Annotated in this window: 7 protein-coding genes; 1 reads left to right on the top strand and 6 read right to left on the bottom strand. The window is 66.3% G+C overall.

The window, feature by feature from the left end; translation table 11 throughout:
• Positions 1-4: 4 nt before the first annotated feature.
• The 4 genes from AWC24_RS05055 to AWC24_RS05040 form a co-directional block, all read right to left on the bottom strand.
• Positions 5-1741 carry an AMP-binding protein gene (locus AWC24_RS05055; RefSeq protein WP_085082669.1) on the bottom strand — a complete coding sequence of 579 codons (1737 nt, stop codon included), beginning with the start codon at positions 1739-1741 and terminating at the stop codon, positions 5-7.
• Positions 1742-1796: 55 nt separating this feature from the next.
• Complete coding sequence (pe, locus tag AWC24_RS05050) at positions 1797-2921, bottom strand: acyltransferase PE (protein ID WP_085082667.1); 1125 nt, start codon at positions 2919-2921, stop codon at positions 1797-1799.
• A gap of 70 nt (positions 2922-2991) precedes the next feature.
• Complete coding sequence (locus AWC24_RS05045; protein WP_085082665.1) at positions 2992-5994, bottom strand: MMPL/RND family transporter; 3003 nt, start codon at positions 5992-5994, stop codon at positions 2992-2994.
• Between the two features lie 17 nt (positions 5995-6011).
• Entirely contained in the window at positions 6012-7433 is a 1422-nt protein-coding gene (locus AWC24_RS05040) for a condensation domain-containing protein (protein ID WP_085082663.1), read from the bottom strand.
• Positions 7434-7735: 302 nt separating this feature from the next.
• Between AWC24_RS05040 and AWC24_RS05035 the strand changes: the two genes are divergently transcribed.
• On the top strand, positions 7736-18838 hold the full coding sequence (locus AWC24_RS05035; RefSeq protein ID WP_085082661.1) for a type I polyketide synthase: 11103 nt from the start codon (positions 7736-7738) through the stop codon (positions 18836-18838).
• On the opposite strand, the gene AWC24_RS05030 is transcribed toward AWC24_RS05035, so the two are convergent.
• Positions 18758-19405: a GAP family protein gene (locus AWC24_RS05030; protein ID WP_085082659.1), complete on the bottom strand. Its 648-nt coding sequence runs from the start codon at positions 19403-19405 to the stop codon at positions 18758-18760. The genes AWC24_RS05035 and AWC24_RS05030 overlap by 81 nt on opposite strands.
• A gap of 3 nt (positions 19406-19408) precedes the next feature.
• Complete coding sequence (locus AWC24_RS05025; protein ID WP_085082657.1) at positions 19409-20716, bottom strand: MFS transporter; 1308 nt, start codon at positions 20714-20716, stop codon at positions 19409-19411.
• Between the last annotated feature and the right edge of the window lie 40 nt (positions 20717-20756).

The raw sequence follows: 20756 nt of genomic DNA, 5'->3' as shown, positions 1-20756 counted from the left end.
GGCCTCAGGTGTCCAGTCGGACGAACTGATCCTGGCGGTACTGCTCGACGCAGGCGGCGCGGCGGATCTTGCCGCTGGTCGTGGTGGGAATCGATCCGGCCTCCACCAGCACGACATCGCCGATGTTCAAGCCGTGCGCCTTCGATATCGCCGAGGTGATGTCGCTCTTGATGCGGGCGAGCCGCTGCATCGCCTCCTCGGCGGATTCGCCGTGCTTCTTGAGCTCGATGACGGTGACCACCTGCTCGGTGTCGCGCAGCGGAAGCGAGATCGCGGCGACCCGGCCACCGGTGATCTGCTGCACCGTCGCCTCGATGTCCTCGGGATAGTGATTGCGGCCGCGGACGATCAGCAGATCTTTGATGCGGCCGACGACGAACAGCCTGCCCTTGTAGAAAAACCCCTGGTCGCCGGTTCTCAGCCAGGGTCCGGGCGGCGTTCCCGGCGAGGGTTCGGCGAGTGTGACACCGAAGCAGCCCTGCTCCTCCGGCGGTTTGCCCCAGTAGCCGTCGGCGACATTGGCGCCATGCACCCAGATCTCGCCGACCAGGCCCGGCGGGCACTCGCGGTAGGTGTCGGAGTCGACGATGCGCACCGTGGGTGATTGCGGTATCTGGTATTTGACCAGCGCCGTGCCGGTTCCTTCCGTGCACCGCTGCACGCGGCCCGCGCCCAGTTCGCCGACATCGAAGCGAACCGCCGGTGATGGTTCGCTCCAGTTTCCGGTCGCGACGTAGACGGTTGCCTCCGCCAGACCGTATGACGGACGCACCATGTGGTCCCGAAAATTGAAGTGCGCAAACCGATCGACGAAGCGCCGCAGTGTGGCCGGCTCCACACGTTCGGCACCGTTGATGATGCCCAGCACCTCGCCGAGGTCGAGCCCGGCCAGGTCAGCGTCGGTTGTCTTGCGGGCGGCCAAGTCGAAGGCGAAGTTGGGCGCCGCGGACCAGGCATGGGCATTCTCGGCCAGCGACCGTACCCATCTGGCCGGTCTCTCCAAGAAGGAAATCGGGCTGGTCAGCTCGCCACGCCAGCCGTTCAAGATCGGTGCGCAGATTCCCAGCACCAGACCCATGTCATGGTAGAAGGGCAGCCACGACACGACCGTGGTACCCGGCGGGGCCTTGGCGTCGGCGAAATATCCCCGCATCAGCTGCTCGAAATTCGCCTGCAGATTGCCGTGCGAAATCATCGCCCCGGTGGGCTGTCGGGTCGAACCCGAGCTGTACTGCAAATATGCGATGCTCGGCAAATCAGCTGTTTGAAAGCTTGTTCCGCCCCCATCGTCCAAGTGCATCGAGTCGATTTCGACGATCTTCGGCACGGTGTCGAGCCGTGCCGCATCAACATGTTCAGCGATATCCTGCGCAACTGCGGACGTCGTCAGGACCACCGAGGGCGACGTATCGGCAAGGACCGCGCTCACCCGTTCATGACTGGACCCGCGGTGCGGCAGTGGCAGCGGAACGGCGATGAGCCCGGCCTGCATGGATCCCAGAAACGCCGCAATGTAATCCAGGGATTGCGGGGCCAGGATCACTGCCCGGTCTCCCACCGATCCGTGAAAGCTCAACTCGCGTGCCATATTGAACGTCCGACGGGACAGTTGCGACCACGTCAGACTCTCGCGGACACCGTCCCAGGCCTGGTCGTAGTTGGTAAACGTGAACGCGACGTCGTGCGGCCGCAAGCTGGCGCGGCCGTGCAGCATCGACAGAACGGAGGACTGAGGAGGCATAGGCGTCACATTACGTCCGTACTAACTCATCGAATCGGCAGGCCCGGGGCGGTTGTCAGCCCTTGCCGCCCCCGGACAACACGGACATGGCGCCGCTGAGGATTTGCGAGATCGGGTCGGCGCCGCCGCCGAAGGTGGCCTGATTGGCTGGTGCGGTGACTTCCGCCGGGTCGAAGCCGTTGATCGGGTCCACTTGGACCGGAGCGGTCGCCGGATCGTCGTTTCGCGAATAGGCCGCATTGACCCGGGGCAGCAGTATCGCGTCCAGTTTATTGAGGGTGTCTTCGTCAATCCCGAGGTATGCCAACGGCATAACGAGTGGAAGGTGCTTTTCGGGGATGAGATAGGTGGTTGTCGTCGCACCTCGGGAGTTGACCGTCGTCCGGATGTTCTGCGGCGGCACCATGCTCGGGTTGGTGAAGGCGACGGCAGTATGGCCGGTGGCCAGGCCCATGAGGGTGTTGGCAAGGGCTATCAGGTTGTCCGGCCGGTCGGGAAAGTCGGCGATCGAGTCGTAGGCGGAGACGAACATCTTGGTGTCGTACTGGCTCTCCACCGGTTCCGGGATGCGGTAGTCCATTGCCGGAACAACGGACCCGACCGGGAACATGGCGGTCAGAAAGCTCTCGCCGAAGGCGTGCCGCGCAATGGGGTCGCCGAATGTGGCGAAGTTGAGCTTGTCAGGCGGGGGAGCGGTGGGATCATTTGCCAGCCGGGCCTGCACGGCGTTCAGCACCAGCGATCCCTCGGACAACCCGATCGCGGTGCCGGGGCCGCCGTTGCGGATCGCGGCATCGAGATTGTCCTCGCCCTCGTCGACCGATTCCCCGATGCTGGGGCCGTCCAAGCCCAGGCCCGGCAAGATACTCTCGCCGATCGGGCCGATGCCCGGGAAGAGCCGCTCCAGCACGTGCCCCTGCACCTGGCCCGCGGGGTAGTTGACGATCTGTCGCTTCAGCCCGGGAAACCATTCCGCGCCTTCGCGGCGGATGTACTCGTCGTAGGGGATACCCAGGACGCGGGCGCCGCCGAGAGCGTAGGCGGTCCGGTCAGCCGGATTCCCGTTACCACCGAACGTGTCATGGCCGGGCGTGTCGTCGGCCGCGCTGATCCCGGTACCGAAATAACCTGTGGCGCCCAGAGTTACCAGCGCGGTGACTCCCGCGACGAGCTTCTTCATCCCTGCCACCCCTGACCGCTCCGGCTCGCCTTGTAGTCTCACACAGTTCACCCGCACGTGTAACCCCTCCCTATGCTCCGGCGTGCCCCGACGGTGACCGTCGCGAACTCAGTCGTGAGGGCCACCAGTTGGCCCGCCCGACCAGTGCAGCGATGGCGGGCACCGTGACGGTGCGGACCAGGAAGGTGTCCAGCAGGATCCCGATACCGATCACGATTCCGCCCTGAACCACGGTACTGATGCTGGAGAACAGCAGACCGAACATCGAGGCGGCGAAGATGACGCCTGCCGCGGTGATCACCCCGCCGGTCGAGCCCAGGGTACGGATGACGCCGTAACGGATGCTGTGTGGTGACTCGTCGCGCATTCGCGACACCAGGAGCATGTTGTAGTCGGCCCCCACTGCGACCAGCACCACGAATGCCAGCGGGGGCACGCTCCAATGCAATTGCTGGCCCAGGATGAACTGAACGATCAGCACCCCTATCCCCAACGCTGCAAAATACGAAAGCACCACGGAAGCAACCAGATACAGCGGCGCGACGATCGCACGCAGCAGTGCGATCAAGGTCAACAGCACCACGAGCAGGGTGGCCGCGATGATGAAGCGGATGTCGTGTTCGTAATAGTCGCGAGTATCCCGCAGGCTCGCGGTGTACCCGGCCATCGCTACCGTGGCGTCCGCCAGTGCGGTATTGGGCTGGGCTTCTCGAGCCGTCTGGCTGATGGTGTTGATCTGGTCCATCGCTTCGGTGCTGAACGGATTGAGTTCGGTTTGCACCAGGTACCGCACGGTGTGGCCGTCCGGCGACATGAATATCTTGGCGGCCTCGGTGAACTCATCCAGCTTCAGTAGCTGGGGCGGGATGTTGAAGCCGGCCTGGGCCGGTTGCGCCGCGCCGGTTTTCAGCGTCAAGAGGAACGCCGCGGCCGCATCCAGTTCGGTGCCCATCTGTTTGACCTGCTTGACCAATTCGGCAACACCGTCAGCGATCTGCCGGCTTCCGCCGGCGACGACGTCTGCCCCGTCTTGCATCGACCTCAGGTTGGTCTGCAGGCCACCGGGTTTGTCCATGCCCATGGTGTTCATCACGTTGGTGAGGTTGGCGAGCGCTGTGCGCACCCGGTCGATCGATGCGTTCAGGGACTGCTGGTCCGGGATTGACTGCAGTTGCTCTGCGAGCTCGCTGATCGCGTCGAGGTCTTCTTGATGGCGGCCGCCGAGCAGCTGTTCGAACATCCCGCGGGTGGCGCTGCAGGACGTATCGAGATCGCAGATCGGGTTGCCCTGCAGCGCCACCAGCACCGGGCCTATCCAGCCGAACATGTTCTTGCCGGCGGTGAAATTCCAGCCCATGGAATTGCTGATGGCGTTGACATGGTCGACGAGCTTGGCCGCGGTGTCGACCTCCCTGACGAGGGTGTCGCCGCTGTGTTGGTTCTTCATCGACGAGAAGGAGTCGACCACCTCCTGGACGCTGGCCGAGAGGCGCTTGACCTGGCCACGTACGTCACGGAGGTTGGCGGCCAGGGTCTGGGCGCCGTCGGCGAGTCGGTTGAGGTCGCCGGTGCGGCCGCTGATCTCGGCGGACCCGTCGGCCAGAAAACCACCGATGGCGCCCGCCTGGTAGGTGGCCCGGAATTCTTCCGGCACGGCTCCGGTGGGACGGGTGATACCGCTGACGGCGGCGACGTGCGGCAGCTGACTGACCCGTTGGGCCAGCTGCTCGAGGTCTGCCAGCGCTTCCGGGGTGCGAAGGTCATCCGGCGATTGGATGAGGATGTATTGCGGAATCGACTGGTTCACCGGGAAATGCTGCTCCAGCGCCGTGTACCCCAGCGAGCTCGGTGCCGAAGCCCGCAGCGCCTTGCGGTCGTCGTAGTTGTAGCGCACGAAGCCGGCGCAGCCGGCCAGCGCGGCCAGCACCAGCAGACTGGCCAGCAGGTGGGCTGTTGGCCGGCGCACGATGCGGATGCCCGACTTGCGCCAGCTGCGGGCGGTCAGCTCGCGTCGCGGCTTGACCCAGCCCCGCGGCCCGGCCAGCACCAGAATCGCCGGCAGTAACGTCAGCGCGGCGAGGAAGGCCACACCGATCCCGATCGCCGCCGACGATCCGACCGTCTTGAACACGCCCATCTGGGCGAAGCTGATGACCAGAAAAGTGAGTCCGACGGTGGCGGCGGATGCGGCGATCACCTTGCCGATCGAGATCATTGCGCCCTTGACCGCCCGGTCTGAGTCCAGCCCCAGCCGTAACTGGTCGTGGTACCGGCTGATCAGAAAGACCGCGTAGTCGGTTCCGGCACCGGCCATGATCGCGCTCAGGAACACGATGGACTGGTTGGAAACACCCGAGCTGGTCAGGTGGGAGTATCCGGCCACCAGCGACTGGGCGATCAGCAGGGATATCCCGATCGTCATCAACGGCAGCAGCATGGTGAGGGGGCTGCGGTAGACCACCAGTAGCACGATGAGCACCAGGACGGCTATCGCCAGTTCAATGGGGAGGCGATCGTGATCGCCGGCGACCGTCAGGTCGGCAACGGTGGCCGCGGGACCGGTGAGATGGGCTGTCAGCGACGACCCGTCGGGGGCCTGTTCCATGGTGTGATCGACGATGTCGGCGATGCGGTTGAAGGCCGTGAACGACTGCGGGGTGCCCAGCTCACCGGCGACGCCGACCGGCAGCACCCAGGCTTTGTCGTCCTCGCTGGTCAGGACCGAACGTAGCGGCGGGGTGGTGATGAAATCCTGCAGCATCACGACGTTGTCGGTATCGCTGCGCAGGGCGTCGACCAGCTTGCGGTAGACGGCTTCGTCGGCGCGGCCGAGACCGTCGTCGTTGGTCAGGACCACCAGCAGCAGGTCCTCGGAGCCCGATTCCTGAAACGATTCGGTCATCTCTCGAGCGGCGACGCTCGAGGGCGCATCTCTGGGCAGCAGCTCCAGCGGATGTTGCTGGGCCATCTCGGACAGGGAGGGGAAGGTCAGTGGCAGCGCAGCCGCGATCGCCACCCAGACCCCGATCACCACCAAGGGCCATCGCACCACTAGCTCGGCTAACCGCCGCATATCGCCCTAACCCCCTGTTATGCGACGCGTCCCCAATGCCCGCTGTCGGCGACCCGCACGCAGACGGACCGCATCGCCTCCATGTAGCGAGTAGCTGACTTCTGGGCGATCGGGTTGTCGGGATGCATGATCGCCATGACCGTACCCTCGCCGTACCGAAAGATATAAATGGTCAGTTGGTATGAATATCGACCGTCGGGGTAGATGCCGATATTGTTCGCGAGGCCCATGTCGCCCGCCGCGAGAATGGCGTTGAGCGGAGCAGCTCCGCCGTGCAGGAAGTTCGACACCGGAAAGTTCGGTCGTGGCCAGTCCAGCCACGGCGCCAGTTCCAGCACCCGGTAATACGGCACTCGCGCCATGTCCAGGCCTGAATCGAAGGAATTCTGCGCCGCCCAGGCTGCGTCTCCGAATGACGCCGCGGCTATCGGCACGGTGATCGGGATCAGTCCGGTGAACCAGCCTTGGGTCATGAAACTGTCGGCGGCGGTGCGGGAGTCCCTGGGAGTGAGTCCGTAATAGGTGAGAGCGCCGGTGAACTCATGTTCCACCAGTGCCAAGCAGGCGAACAACCCGCCGACGAAGCGCGCGCCCGACGTCGCGCAGGCTGCTTCGAAGCGCTCGGTCTGTCCGGCGTCCAGCAGAGGTTCGGAGGACATGTCACTTGCGCTCGACTCCGATGGATCACCTAATGGCAGTGGAAATTCGGGAAAGCCATTGGCGTTGTTCTCGGCGAAGTCGATCCATGCACGCACTCCGGGTGAATCCACCGACAGTGCCGAGGTGTATTCACGCTCGCGGACGCAGAAGTCGCCATAGTTGCCGGCGTCGGGAAGGGTCAGGGCACTGCCACCGCCGCTCAACGCCGAGTACATCCCATTGGCCTCCAACATCGTGGTGCCGATCAGCGTGGCGTCGCCGTGGACATGGTCCATGGCGGCGAAGAAGGTGAAGTGGCTCTCGCATTGGATGATCCCGAAGGTGAAACAGCCCCACTCCAAGGGCGTGGGGATCGCCACGACATGGTCGCGTATCTCGTCGGGCGTCATGGTTCCGTGGTCGACGGGCGCAAATTCGATGTCAGCCGGGTCGTCCATCACATGTCTGATGAATTCGCCGTCGCCGGATTCTTCGAACCAGCTGCGGAAGGTGTCGTGCCGACGGAGGTAGGCGTTGAGCGCGTGATTCATGGCCGAAACATCGCACTGACCTGGCATTTCACAGCTTGCGATGATCTGACGCGAAAAGCTCTGGCAGGCAGCTGTCCGTTCGCAGTAATTACGGAGATGTTGGCCCTGCATGTAACTGACCGGCACCGAGCTGATCGGGGCCTGCCGGGCTTTCTCGGCTGCGGCGGCCGTCGGGTGCCAGGAGACGACGGAACCCGAGGTCAAGGTCCATTCATCGAGGGAGCCGACCGTTATCGTCCCGATCCGCAAACTGTTCCTCCTCGGCTTGGACGCCTCGGCCATGCTGGCAGGCTGCCAGCGACCGTCAGGATAGCCCCCCGGACGGACACTGTCGCGGCGTCGTCCGGTCGTCTGCGCGCAACGTCGGTGGTCCGTGCTAAAGAGGAGACTTCCGGGCATGCGGAAGCGGTCAACAGCTACATCCGGCCGACGGTTGTCGCTGCGGGCGCAGCGCTTGCAATGCCAGCCGACGCCGGGAAGTCTGTTCTGCAATCGGTCGTCTGCGGGTGGGAGATCGAATCTTGACCGATCAAGCCAGAGAGGACAACGCTATGGCATCCCTCGAGGGCCAGAAGTCGCCGCCACCGGGGTTCGCGATCGTCGGGTACGCGGCGCGTTTTCCCGGTGCTGAGGATGCAGACGGGTTCTGGGAGGTGCTGCGCCAGGGTCGCGATGCGGTGTCGGAGGTGCCGGCAGACCGTTGGGACGCCGATGAGTTCTTCGACTCCGAGGCCGGTGTACCCGGCAAGATCGTGACCCGGCGGGCAGGTTTCGTCGACGATGTGACTGGATTCGACGCCCCGTTCTTCGGCATCTCGACACGCGAGGCCAGGTTGCTGGACCCGCAGCATCGGTTGCTGCTGGAGACGGCATGGCAGGCGGTGGAGCATTCGGGTACCGCGCCAACCGATTTGGCGAATACCAACACCGGGGTGTTCGTCGGTCTGGCGACCCATGACTACCTGGGGATGGCATCCGACGAGCTGACATACCCCGAGATCGAAGCCTATATGGCGATCGGGACGTCCAGCGCCGCAGCGGCCGGCCGGATCAGCTATCGGTTGGGGCTGCAGGGGCCGTCGGTCGCCGTCGACACGGCCTGCAGTTCGTCATTGGTGGCCATCCACCAGGCGTGCCAGGCGCTGCAGCTGGGCGAATGCGACCTCGCGCTGGCCGGTGGCGCAAACGTCCTGCTCACCCCGGCGACCATGATCACGTTCTCGCACGCGCACATGCTTGCCCCCGACGGTCGGTGCAAAACTTTCGACGCGGCCGCAGACGGCTACGTACGTGGCGAGGGCTGCGGCGTGATCGTCATCAAGCGGCTCGAGGACGCGACCCGCGACGGCGACCGGATCCGGGCTGTCATCCGGGGCAGTGCGATCAACCAGGACGGCGCATCGGGCGGCTTGACAGTGCCGAACGGCGTGGCTCAGCAACGGGTTATCGCGGAGGCGCTGAAGCGCGCCGGCGTCGCACCCGGTGATGTCGGATACCTGGAAGCGCATGGCACCGGCACGTCGCTGGGTGACCCGATCGAGGCGCAGGCCGCCGGTGCGGTGCTCGGCGAAGGACGCGAGCCGAACCGGCCGCTACTGATCGGCTCGGCCAAGACGAACATCGGACATCTCGAGGCGGCCGCGGGGATCGCCGGCGTCATCAAGGTCATCCTGTCGCTTGAGCACGAACTGCTGCCGCAACACTTGCATTTCCGCAATCCCTCGCCGCACATTCCCTGGGAGCGGCTTGCCGTGCAGGTGGTCCGGGAGGCCACCGGCTGGGAACGCAACGATCGGCCCCGCATCGCCGGCATCAGCTCATTCGGGTTCGCCGGGACCAACGCGCACGTCATCATCGAAGAGGCTCCGCCGCCCAAGGAACGGGCGGTGGCACCGAGTCCCGTTGCGACGCCGGCCGTGCCGAGGTTCGGCATTCTTCCGCTGTCCGCGCGAACGCCCACCGCACTGGTAAAAATCGCCGAGGAATACCGCACCTGGCTGAGCGCGCACCCGGAAGCCACCTTGGCGGACGTGTGCTTCACCGCCGGGACGGGGCGAGCGCACTTCGAGCACCGGGCAGCGCTCGTGGTCGACTCCAAGGCATCCGCCGCCGAGTTGCTCGATGCGCTCGCAGACGATCGCCCGGCACCGGGCCTGGTCCGCGGAGTGTCCGGCGACGCGCCGAAGACGGCCTGGCTGTTCACCGGTCAGGGCAGCCAGTACCCGGGCATGGCTCGTGAGCTGTTCGAAGCGGAGCCGGTGTTCGCCGAGACACTGACCCGCTGCGCGGAAGTCCTATCCGACGTACTCGAAAAGCCATTGCTGGACGTGATTTTCGACGTGGATAGCCCAGCTGCCGAAGCGACGCTGCGTCAGACTTCTTACGCTCAGCCGGCTTTGTTCGCGGTCGAGATGGGGCTGGCGCGCCTCTGGCAGTCGTGGGGATTCGCCCCTGACGTGGTCCTGGGCCACAGTGTCGGCCAGTATTCGGCGGCCTGCGTGGCCGGCGTCTTGAGCCTCGAGGACGGGGCACGGTTGATGGCCGAGCGCGGACGCCTGTTCGGCAGTCTGCCTGCGGGCGGCCGGATGGTCGCGGTGTTCACCGCGGCCGAGCGTGTCGAAAGCCTGACCGACGAGTTCCCGAGCCTGTCCATCGCCGCCTATAACGGTGCCAACACCGTGTTGTCCGGGCCCGCGCAGGACCTGGAGCAGGCGGTGGCCCGGTTGACGGCCGACGGTGTCCGGTGCGACTGGCTGGAGACCAGCCACGCGTTCCACTCGGCACTGTTGGATCCCATCCTCGACGAGTTCGAGGCGTACGCCGATCAGTTCGACTACCGCGCTCCGCAACGGATGTTGGTCTGCAACCGCACCGGTTCGGCGATCGGGCGGAGCGTGCAGCTGGACGGCAACTACTGGCGTCGTCACGCGCGGCAGCCGGTGGAATTTGCCAAAAGCGTTCGCACTCTTGCCGAGTTGGGTTGCAAGGTGCTGCTGGAGATCGGTCCGCAACCGGTTCTCACCGCGGCGGCCCTGCGGGCATGGCCCGACCCGGCCGCTGTGCCGCGGGCGATCGCGTCATTGCGCCGGAACACCGCCGATCAGCGACAGATCACCGAGGCGCTCGCTGACGCCTACGTGCTGGGTCAGCTGCCCGACTTCGGCGCTGTTCAGCCATCGCAGGCACACAAGGTCGACCTGCCCAGCTATCCCTTCGAACACCGAGAATACTGGTATCGCGATCAACGGGAACGGCCCAACCAGCGGCAGCACACCTCCGCCGCCACCGAAGCCGTCCGGCTGCTCGAGGAGGGCCGGGTCGAGGAACTGGCGGCGCTGCTCGGCGACGCGAGTGATGATCAGCAGACCCTGAACGTACTGACGAAGCTTTCCGCGCAACACAACCAACAGCGCGGAGTTCAGTCGATCTCGGATGCGCGCTATGAGATCCACTGGGAGAAGTCCACAGCACCGGTCTCGACCGCCGCGGAACCCGACGGATTGGCTTGGCTCATCATCAGCGATGATGCCGCCGCGGTCGAGCCGTTGGTAGCGGAGCTGACCAGGCGCGGGCACCGGCATCAGCTGATCGGGCTACCGGAATCCGACGCCGACGAAGCAGAGCTCGGGGCGGCGTTGCACGCCGCCGTGGCCGGTGAATCCGAACTGCGCATCCTGCATGTCGCAGCCCTGGACGCGGCAGCCTCCGCATCGTCGGAGCGCTCGCTGACGCGGATGCAGCACCAGGTGTTGGGTGGCACACGGCGGCTTCTTCGCGCGGCGGTCGTAGCAGAATTGCGGCGAGCCGTTTGGGTGGTGACCAGCGGTGCTCAACGAGTCACGACTTCCGACCTCGTGTCACCGGATCAGAGCTGCCTCTGGGGTTTCTGTAGGGCCGCGTCACTGGAACACCCGCAGGTATGGGGCGGGTTGGCGGATCTGGGCGAGAGCGGGCCCGACGAGTGGTCGAGGTTGCTCGACCAGATCACGCGTTCGGGTGACCCTGCCCTCGGGGAAGACCAGCTGGCGCTGCGGAATGAAACGACGTACGTACCGCGGTTGGTTCGACGCGCCGCAGAGCTGATTTCGCCACCGCTGGTATTACGCGACGACGCAACGTATCTCGTGACCGGGGGACTGGGCTCGATCGGACTGGAAATCGCCGGTTACCTGGCCGCCCACGGCGCGCGGCAGCTGGTGCTGACCAGCCGGCGCCCGCCCGGCGATACCGCGCAACAGCGCATCGATGCGATCGGAGAGCAATACGGCTGCGCAGTGCGGGTTGTGGCGGCCGATGTCGGCGATGCGCGCGACGTCGCGAGCCTGTTGGCGACCGTGCAGGCCGAATTGCCGCCGTTGGCCGGCATCGTCCATGCGGCAGGTGAGATCGGCACGAGCCCGCTGAGCACCTTGGACGTCGAATCCCATCAAGCCGAAGTGGATCGTGTTTTCGCCGGAAAGGTCTGGGGTGCGTGGCATCTGAGCGAGGCAGCTGCGGAGATGCAGCTGGACTTCTTCGTCGCTACGTCGTCGATCGCCTCGGTTTGGGGCGGATTCGGTCAGACCTCCTACGGCGCGGCCAACGCCTTCCTCGATGGATTGGCCTGGCGGCTGCGTGAGCGGGGTACACCGGGGGTCAGCGTCAACTTCGGGCCGTGGTCGGTGGGCATGGCCGACGAGGAGGCTCGCGCACGGCTGAACAAGCGAGGCATCGCGACATTGTCGCGGGCCGATGCGCTGGCAGGTATGGCCGATGTGATCGGTGTGGCTTCCGGGCAGGGAACAGCACAGGGAATAGTGGCGCGGATCGACTGGGCACGATTCCTGCCGCTCTATCAACAGGCGGGCCGCCGCCCATTCCTGGCGGAACTGGAGCGCGAAGTGCCCGGCCTGCTGACCGAGGCGGTGCGGTCCGCGTCTGGCTCGGGAAAGACCGAACTGGTCGAGCGGCTGACGAACGCTCCGGTGCAGCAGCGTAGAAGGCTGCTGTTGAACTACCTCCGTGACGCGGTGGCCGAGGTAACTCGCGTCGATCCCGCGGAGATCCGCGACGACGCGGGATTCTTCGACCTCGGCATGGACTCGCTGATGGCCGTCGAATTGCGCGGGCGTATCGAACAGGGTGTGGGCGCCGAGATACCGGCGACCCTGGCCATGGATTACCCACGATTGTCCGACGTGGTGGATTACCTGCTCGGCGATGTGCTCGAGCTCGGCGAGCAGGCCGACGTACGGCCCCAGGTGACCTCGGTGACGACACGCACCGACGAGCCGATCGCGATCATCGCGGTGTCGTGCCGCTTCCCGGGCGCGCCCGATCCGGAAGCCTTCTGGGATGTGCTGGCCGACGGCGTCGACGCGATTCGGGAGATCCCGGAAGACCGATTCGACATCGACGAGTTCTACGATCCCGATCCGGACACCCCGGGCAAGATCTACAGCCGATTCGGTGGGTTCATCGACGAGGTCGACGGATTCGACCCGGAGTTCTTCGGTATCTCCCCGCGCGAGGCGGTGTGGATCGAACCGCAGCAGCGGCTGATGCTCGAAACGGTCTGGGAGGGCTTCGAACGTGCCGGGTACGCGCCGTCTGAATTGCGCGGCAGCCGAACCGGTGTCTTCGTCGGAGTGGCCGCCAATGAATATGCGCACTTGTTGTCCGCCGAGCCGGTCGACAAGATCGAGCCCTACTTCATCACCGGCAACGCACTCAACGCCATCTCCGGGCGGGTCGCATTTGCGCTCGGTCTGGAAGGGCCGGCGGTGGCGGTCGACACCGCATGTAGCTCGTCGTTGGTGGCCGTTCACCAGGCCTGTCTGGCGTTGCGCTCCGGCGACTGCGATTTGGCGGTGGCCGGCGGTGTGAACGTGTTGCTGAGTCCGGTGACCGTCATCGCGGCCTCGCGTGCGAGGATGCTTTCCCCCGTCGGGCGGTGCAAGACCTTCGATGCCTCCGCCGACGGGTATGTGCGCAGCGAAGGCTGCGGGATTCTGGTGCTCAAACGGCTCAGTGATGCGGTACGCGACGGCGACCGGGTTGCCGCCGTCATCCCCAGTAGCGCGGTCAACCAGGACGGCGCCTCCAGCGGTCTGACCGTTCCCAACGGTGGTGCTCAGCAGCGACTTATCGGCACGGCGCTGGCCCGTGCCGGTCTGGCCGGAGGGGATGTCGACTACCTCGAGGCGCACGGAACGGGAACTCCGCTGGGTGACCCGATCGAGGTGCAGGCGGCCGGAGCCGCCTACGGCGCCGGCCGTGATGCGGACCGGCCGCTGCTGATGGGATCGGTGAAGACCAATATCGGTCACCTCGAGTCGGCATCGGGGGCCGCCGGCCTGATCAAGGTCGTGTTGTCGCTGCAGCAGGGAATGCTGCCGGCCAGCCTGCACTTCGACAAACCGTCGCCGCACATCCCATGGGATTCGTTGCCGGTGCAGGTCGTAGAGAAGTCGATGCCGTGGCAGGCCAACGGCAGACCGCGGCGAGCGGGCGTGAGCTCCTTCGGGTTCACCGGCACGAACGCACACGTGCTGATCGAGGAAGCGCCGGCCCCACCGCCACCCGCCGACGGTGACCCAGTGGTGGCGCCGGAGCCGGAGACCCGGGATGAGTCCGGCGATGTCAGCGTGCTGACACTGTCGGCACGCTCACCCGAGGCGCTGGTGGAGGTGGCTCAGCGTTATCGCCACTGGCTGAGCAGCCACCCCGACGTCGACATCGCCGATCTCTGCCTCACGGTCGGGGTAGGGCGTTCGCACTTCGAACACCGCGCAGCGCTGGTGGTGGATTCGGTCCGCGGCGCCGGCGAAGGCCTGGCAGAGTTGGCCGAGGATCGGCTGCGGCCCGGTGTGGTGCGCGGCGAATGTGGCGACCGGCCCACGACGGCGTGGCTGTTCACCGGGCAGGGCAGTCAGCATCCGGGGATGGCGCGCGAATTGTTCGGCGCTGAGCCGGTCTTTGCTGACACCGTGACACGTTGCGCCGAGGCCGTCGACGCAATGCTGCCGCGGCCGTTGCTCGAGGTGCTGTTCGCCGCCGACAGGGAAACGGCGGAATTGTTGCGACACACGTCGTTTGCTCAGCCGGCACTGTTTGCGGTGGAGATGGGCCTGGCCCGGCTGTGGCAGTCCTGGGGCATTGAGCCCGATGTCGTGCTGGGCCACAGCGTCGGCCAGTACGCGGCGGCATGTGTGGCCGGAGTCTTCAGCCTCGAGGACGGGGCACGGCTGATGGCCGAGCGCGGCAGGCTGTTCGGCAGCCTGCCCGAGGGCGGACGGATGGTGGCGGTGTTCGCCGACGCCCAGCGCGTCGAAGATGTGGCCAAGGGATTTGCTCGGGTGTCGGTTGCCGCCTACAACGGGCCCAACACGGTGCTCTCGGGGCCGGGAGAGGACCTCGAGCAGGTAGTCGCCACCTTCGGCGAGGACGGCGTCCGCTGCAGCTGGTTGCAGACCAGCCACGCGTTCCACTCCGAACTGCTGGAGCCGGTGCTCGGCGAATTCGAGTCGTATGCGGGCCGACTGAATTTCGCTGTGCCGACGCTGCCGTTGGTCTGCAACCGCACCGGCACGGTGCTCATGGCCGAAACGCCGCTTGACGCCCAGTATTGGCGTCGGCACTCCCGTCAGCCGGTGCAATTCGCCGAAAGCATTCGCACCGTGGCGGCGCTGGGATGTTCGGTGTTGATGGAGATCGGCCCGCAACCGGTTCTGACCGGCAACGCGGTGCAGGTCTGGCCCGAACATCTGGCAGCTCCGCGTGCGATCGTCTCCCTTCGCAAGGGCGTCGGCGACCGGCGTCAGGTCGCCGAGGCATTGGCAGCCGCCTATGTCAGCGGCCATCGCCCGAAGTTCGACGCTCTGCAACACCGACCAGCCCGCCGGCTCGAACTGCCCACCTATCCGTTCCAGCGTCGGCGCTTCTGGCCCAAGTCGTCCGGTATCACTGTCGACGGCCCGGCGGTGTCGGGGATCCTCGGTAGCGCAAAGGATCTCGCTTCCGGTGATGTGGTGTACACCAGCAGGCTGTCGGTCAAATCCCAGCCTTGGCTATCCGACCACGTCATCTACGACACCGTTGTTGTTCCCGGCGCAACATACGCGACAATGGCCCTGGCGGCCATCGGACCGCCGGCCCGGGTTCAAGAGGTCTTCTTCTATGAGCCGATCATCCTGCCGGAGAAGAGTTCTCGGGAGGTGCAGCTGACATTGCATCCGCTGGATGAGGGCGGCGGCTGGAAGTTCCGGATCGACAGCCGCCCCTACGGGGTCAGCGATGCTGAATGGGCGTTGAACGCCGACGGCACGCTCAGCAGCGGTATCTCCGAGGTTGATGCCGAGGCGGACGCCGTACCCGAGCGCGACCCCGTCGACGAGGCGATCGAGCGGCTGGAACGCATGCGGCCGCAGGAACTGTTCGAGACCTTCGCCGACATGGAGCTCGCGTGGGGACCCAACTGGTCCGGTTCGCTCAAGTCGCTCTGGCTGGGCGAGGGCGAGGCGATCGGCGACATCACCGTCGGCGAGGAACTCGCCGAACATCTCGGAACGGAGCCGATGCATCCGGTGCTGCTCGATCTGTGCACCGGCGTCGCCTTCCCGGCGTTCCCCGCACTGCTGGCCGCGGAACAGGGGGTGCACGATCTGTTCCTGCCGCTGCGGTACGGGCAGGTGGAGTTGGCCCAGAAGATGCCGCGGCGGTTTTATTGCCGCGCCCGGTGGCACGCCAGCGCCCTCGACGGCGAAACCCAGGTGTTCGACCTCGACTTCGTCGATCGAGACAACCGCCGTCTCGGTGGGATTCGGGAGTTCACGGTCAAACGCGCGCCCCGTGAAGCGTTGTTGCGTGGGCTCGGCGGCGATGCCACCCGGTTGCTGTACAGCCTCGGCTGGCACGAAGTGCCGCCGCCACCACCGGCCGAGGAGGCTGCCGGCGCCGCCGGCACCTGGCTGATCGCCGGGTTCGACGAGCTGACGGCTGAACTGCCGGGCTGTGTCCCGTTCGACCGGCTCACCGACCCGGAGCCGCTGGGCCGGCTGATGGCGCAGGCCCAGGAGCGTGGTGTGCCGTTCGCCGGGATCGTCTGGCGCAGCAGCGGCCCGCGGGATCAGGAGTCCAGCGCGCAAACCGCCGCGCGGCTGGAAGCCGAGATCACCCACCTGCTCAGCGCCGTGCACACCGTGCAGGCCGACACGTCGATGAAGCTTCCCGGCGGACTGTGGATCGTCACGCAGCGCGCGGTGGCGACCGAATCGGGCGAGTCGGTCGACCCGGTGCAGGCGGCACTGTGGGGACTCGGGCGCACCATTGTCAACGAGGAACCGGGGCTGCGTTCCAGGCTGGTCGACTGCGACGGTTCGCCCGAGGCCGTGACAGCCCTGGCACGCCTGATCGGTACACCGGGTTCAACCCTCAGCGAGCCTGAGCTCGCCGTGCGGCAGGGGAAGCTGTTGGCATCGCGGCTGCTGCAGTGGTCGCGCAGTGGTCATCTGGTGATGCCGCGCGCAGCCGATTACGCCCTGGCGCCCACCGAGCGCGGTGCGATCGACAACCTGCGCCTGACCGAGGCGGAGGTGCTGCCGCCGGATGCGGGCTACGTTCAGGTCCGCGTCGAGGCCGCCGGGTTGAACTTCCGGGATGTGCTCAATGTGCTGGGTCTCTACCCGGGCGACCCGGGGCCGGTCGGTGGCGACTTCGCCGGCATCGTCACCGAATTGGGCGACGGCGTGACGCGACTTGAGGTCGGCCAGCGGGTCTACGGTTCCATGCAGGGTGCCTTCGCCAGCCGGTTCAACGTGCCGGCCCAGTTCGTGGCGCCGATCCCGGACGGGGTAAGCGCGGTGGAGGCTGCGACCATTCCGGCCGCGGCGCTCACGGTTCGACTCTCGTTCGACTGGGCGAAGCTGAATCCCGGCGACAAGGTGCTCATCCATGCCGCCAGTGGTGGTGTCGGATTGGCCGCCATCCAGATGGCGCTGCAGCAGGGTGCACAGGTGTACGCGACGGCGAGCACCTTCAAGCGTGCGACGCTGCGCAAACTCGGCGTGAAACATGTCTACGACTCGCGCACTACAGATTTCGCCGACCAGATCCTGGCGGACACCGGTGGCGCCGGCGTTGACGTGGTGCTCAACAGCCTGACCAACGAAGGCTTCATCGAGGCGACCCTGCGGGCCACTGCGCAGCACGGGCGTTTCGCGGAGATCGCCAAGCGGGATATCTGGACTCCGGAACAGATGGCGCAGGCTCGCCCCGACATCGCCTACGAGATCGTCGCGTTGGACACGGTGATGTTCACCGAACCCGACCGCATTCGCACCTTGCTCGGTCAGGTGTCCGACGGCCTGGCCAAGGGCGAATGGATGCCGCTGCCCGCCGAGATCTACCCGATCACCGAGGCGAAGACGGCGTTCCGTCGCATGCAGCAGGCGAGGCATATCGGGAAGATCGTGCTGAAGATGCCGAAACCGCTGCAGCCGCGCGCCGATCGGAGCTACCTGATCACCGGCGGCCTCGGTGCGATCGGTCTGCACACGGCGGCATACCTGGCTCAGCTCGGTGCCGGTGACATCGTCTTGACCAGCCGTCGTGCGCCGGATGCCGAGGCGCAGCGGGCGATCGAGGAGATCACCGAGCGGTACAAGTGCCGGATCCACGTCTTCGCTGCCGATATCGGCGACGAGGCCGAGGCCGAGAAGCTGCTGGAGCAGATTCGGGTGGATCTGCCGCCGCTGTCCGGGGTGGTGCATCTCGCCGGTGTGCTCGATGACGCGCTGCTGTCGAGTCAGAACCTGGAGCACTTCCGGACAGCGTTGGCACCCAAGGCATACGGTGCGATCCACCTGGACAAGCTGACCGAGGACGACGAGCTCGACTTCTTCATCCTGTCCTCGTCGGTGTCCAGCCTGCTCGGTTCACCCGGCCAGGCCAACTACTCGACTGCCAATGCGCTGCTCGACGGGTTGGTCGCGCAACGCCAGGCGCGAGGTCTACCGGCAACCGGGATCAACTTCGGTCCCTGGGCGCAGGGGGGTATGGCCTCATCGGAGGCCGCGCGTGCCAATATCGCTGCGCAGGGTCTGGTTCCGTTGGAGCCGTCGGCCGCACTCGGCGCACTCGCCGAGGTCGTCGCCAACGGCACGGCTGCGGCAACCGTCCTCAAAGCCAACTGGCAGCGCGCGGCGAAGGTATTGGGCAGTTCTCGTCCGCCGATTCTCGACCTGGTATTGCCGAGCGCCGCCGGCGAGACGGCCGGCGACGCCGAGTTGCTCCGACAACTGCAGGAGATACCTGTGGCGCAGCGCGCCGACTTCATCACCGAGTTCCTGCAGCGCGAAGTGCAGGGTTTCCTGCGCCTCGCGCAACCGCCCGCCGCAACCAGTCGGTTCCTGGACTTGGGTACGGACTCCCTGATGGCGGTCGAACTTCGCAACCGGCTGCACAGCCAGTTCGGTGGCGCGTTCACGATCAACGCGACGGCGGTATTCGACTATCCGACGATCGGAGGGCTCGGCGAGTACTTGGCCGGTCAGCTGCCGGAATCCGAGTCGCAATCAGGCGACTCCGGAGCACCGTCAGTGGCCGAGCAGGCCGGCGGCGACCAACAGGCCGCCGATGACGGCGAGCAGGGTGGCGACCTCGACACGGCGACGTGATCGGATCCAGTTGTTCACCGCGGTGACCGTCGTCTGTGTTGTCCGGGGCGCGAAAACATAGGCCAGGAGGGCGATCTCGACGAGTGAGAACGCCACGAGGTGGAATATCACCAACGCGCCGACTTGCGTGGCGACCGTAGCGCCGGACGCCAGAATGATTGCGAGTGTGGCCAGATAGTCCACCGACGGTAACGCGATCCCCACGCCGGCGGCTGCCGCGAGCCAGAGCGAGCTGCCGTTCAACAGGCGTCGGGCCGGTGTCGGCAGCCCCGCCCGGCGGGGGCGGAACCACCGGTCGTTGGTGGCCACCAGAACAGCGGCCAGCAGTGCCAGCGCGCCGATCAGGATTTGAACATGCGGCAAGGTGAAATATGTCGAACCGAGTAGTCGGCGTCGAAGTACGAATAACACCACCAGACCCACGGTCATCCCCATCGCGAAACCGCCGACCAGGAACGCCGACAGTTGCAGCACCGGTCGTCGCCGGTTCAACATGAGCACCGTCATACCGATCCGGAACGGTTCGAGGCTCACGGCGAAAGCCATCACCAGGACGGTCAGCAACACGGCCTAACTCGCTTCGCGGGGTACCCGAACGGCGAGCATGGCCAGCAGACCTGCCGCCAGCACCACGCACAGCCCGCCGAGCCCGGCCCGGTCGGTTCCGAACAGATCGACGAAGGTGAAGAACATCCACGGCGCCAGGAACGACGCGGCGCGCCCGGTGGTGGTGTAGAGGCCGAAGGCCACGCCGGCCTTGCCCGGTGCGGCCAGCCGCAGCATCAACGCCCGGGCCGAAGCCAGGATGGGGCCGACGAACAGGCACAACGCCAGCCCGCACACCCAGAAGACCAGCGTTCCGGAGCCGTTGAGCAACACCAGCGCGACCGCGAGCATGGCGGCGAGCGAGCAGGTGATCACCGGTTTGGGACCGGCCCGGTCGGCGAGCAACCCGCCCGCGGCGGCGCCGACCGCAGCGACGACGCTCACGCAGACGCCGAAGATGAGCACGTCGGCCTGCGACACCCCGTACACACTGACGCCGAGCACGGCGCCGAACGCGAAGATCCCGGTCAGGCCGTCCCGGAACACCGCGCTGGCCAACAGGTAGTAGATGACGTTGCGATCGCGTCGCCACTCGGAGCGCACCTCGCGCCACAGCGTGCGGTAGGCGCCGGCGAATCCCACGGTCGGGCCGGGATCGGCGGTCGCCGGTGGGCGCACCAGGACCAGCAGCGGACACGCGAAGATGGCCAGCCAGGCCGCCGCGAACACCATCGACACCCGGATGTTCTGGCCGTGCTCAGCCGCGAGACCGAACAGGCCGCGGGTATCGCCGTCCCCGGCGATGAACCCGGTGTAGAGGATCAGCAGCAGCGCCACGCTACCGAAAAATCCTGAGGCGGAACCGATTCCGGAAATCTTACCGATGTTCCTCGGTGTGGAGAGCTGGCTGAGCGCGGCGTTGTAGGGCACCGTCGCGAGGTCACTGCACGCCGCGGTGCAGGCCAGCAGGATCAGGCCGGGCAGCAGGTAGCGGTAGTCGGCGTCGATGCAGCTCATCGCGGCGGTCATCGCGACGACCAGGCCGGTCAGCAGCGCCAGGGCGCTGCGGCGACGCCGCGGTGCGTCGACCAGCACCCCGGTCGCCGGCGCCAGCAGCGCGACGAACAGCCCCGCGAATGTCAGCGCCCTGCCCAGCCAACTCGCCGGTGTGGTGTCGCCGGGCAGGTCCGCACCGACCTGCCCGGTGAGGTAGACGGCGAAGACGAAAGTCCCGACGACGGCGTTGACCCCGGTGGCGCCGAAGTCCCACAGCGCCCAGGCCGCCACCTGCGCCCGTGAGCCGGGTCGTGCCTGCACCACGTGGCTGCCCAAGAATGGATCCTCTCCGTCGGCGCAGGGAGAATTCGGTGCC

Origin of the sequence: Mycolicibacter senuensis, assembly GCF_002101885.1 — a bacterium.
Taxonomy (GTDB): domain Bacteria; phylum Actinomycetota; class Actinomycetes; order Mycobacteriales; family Mycobacteriaceae; genus Mycobacterium; species Mycobacterium senuense.
The sequence above is the reverse complement of the archived record's forward strand: the minus strand, read 5'-3'. Positions and strand labels throughout refer to the sequence as shown.

Bases quoted from the DNA above. Each gene is read 5' to 3' on its own strand.
- pe (WP_085082667.1), bottom strand. From the start codon at position 2,921: ATGAAGAAGCTCGTCGCGGGAGTCACCGCGCTGGTAACTCTGGGCGCC.
- AWC24_RS05045 (WP_085082665.1), bottom strand. From the start codon at position 5,994: ATGCGGCGGTTAGCCGAGCTAGTGGTGCGATGGCCCTTGGTGGTGATC.
- AWC24_RS05035 (WP_085082661.1), top strand. From the start codon at position 7,736: ATGGCATCCCTCGAGGGCCAGAAGTCGCCGCCACCGGGGTTCGCGATC.
- AWC24_RS05055 (WP_085082669.1), bottom strand. From the start codon at position 1,741: ATGCCTCCTCAGTCCTCCGTTCTGTCGATGCTGCACGGCCGCGCCAGC.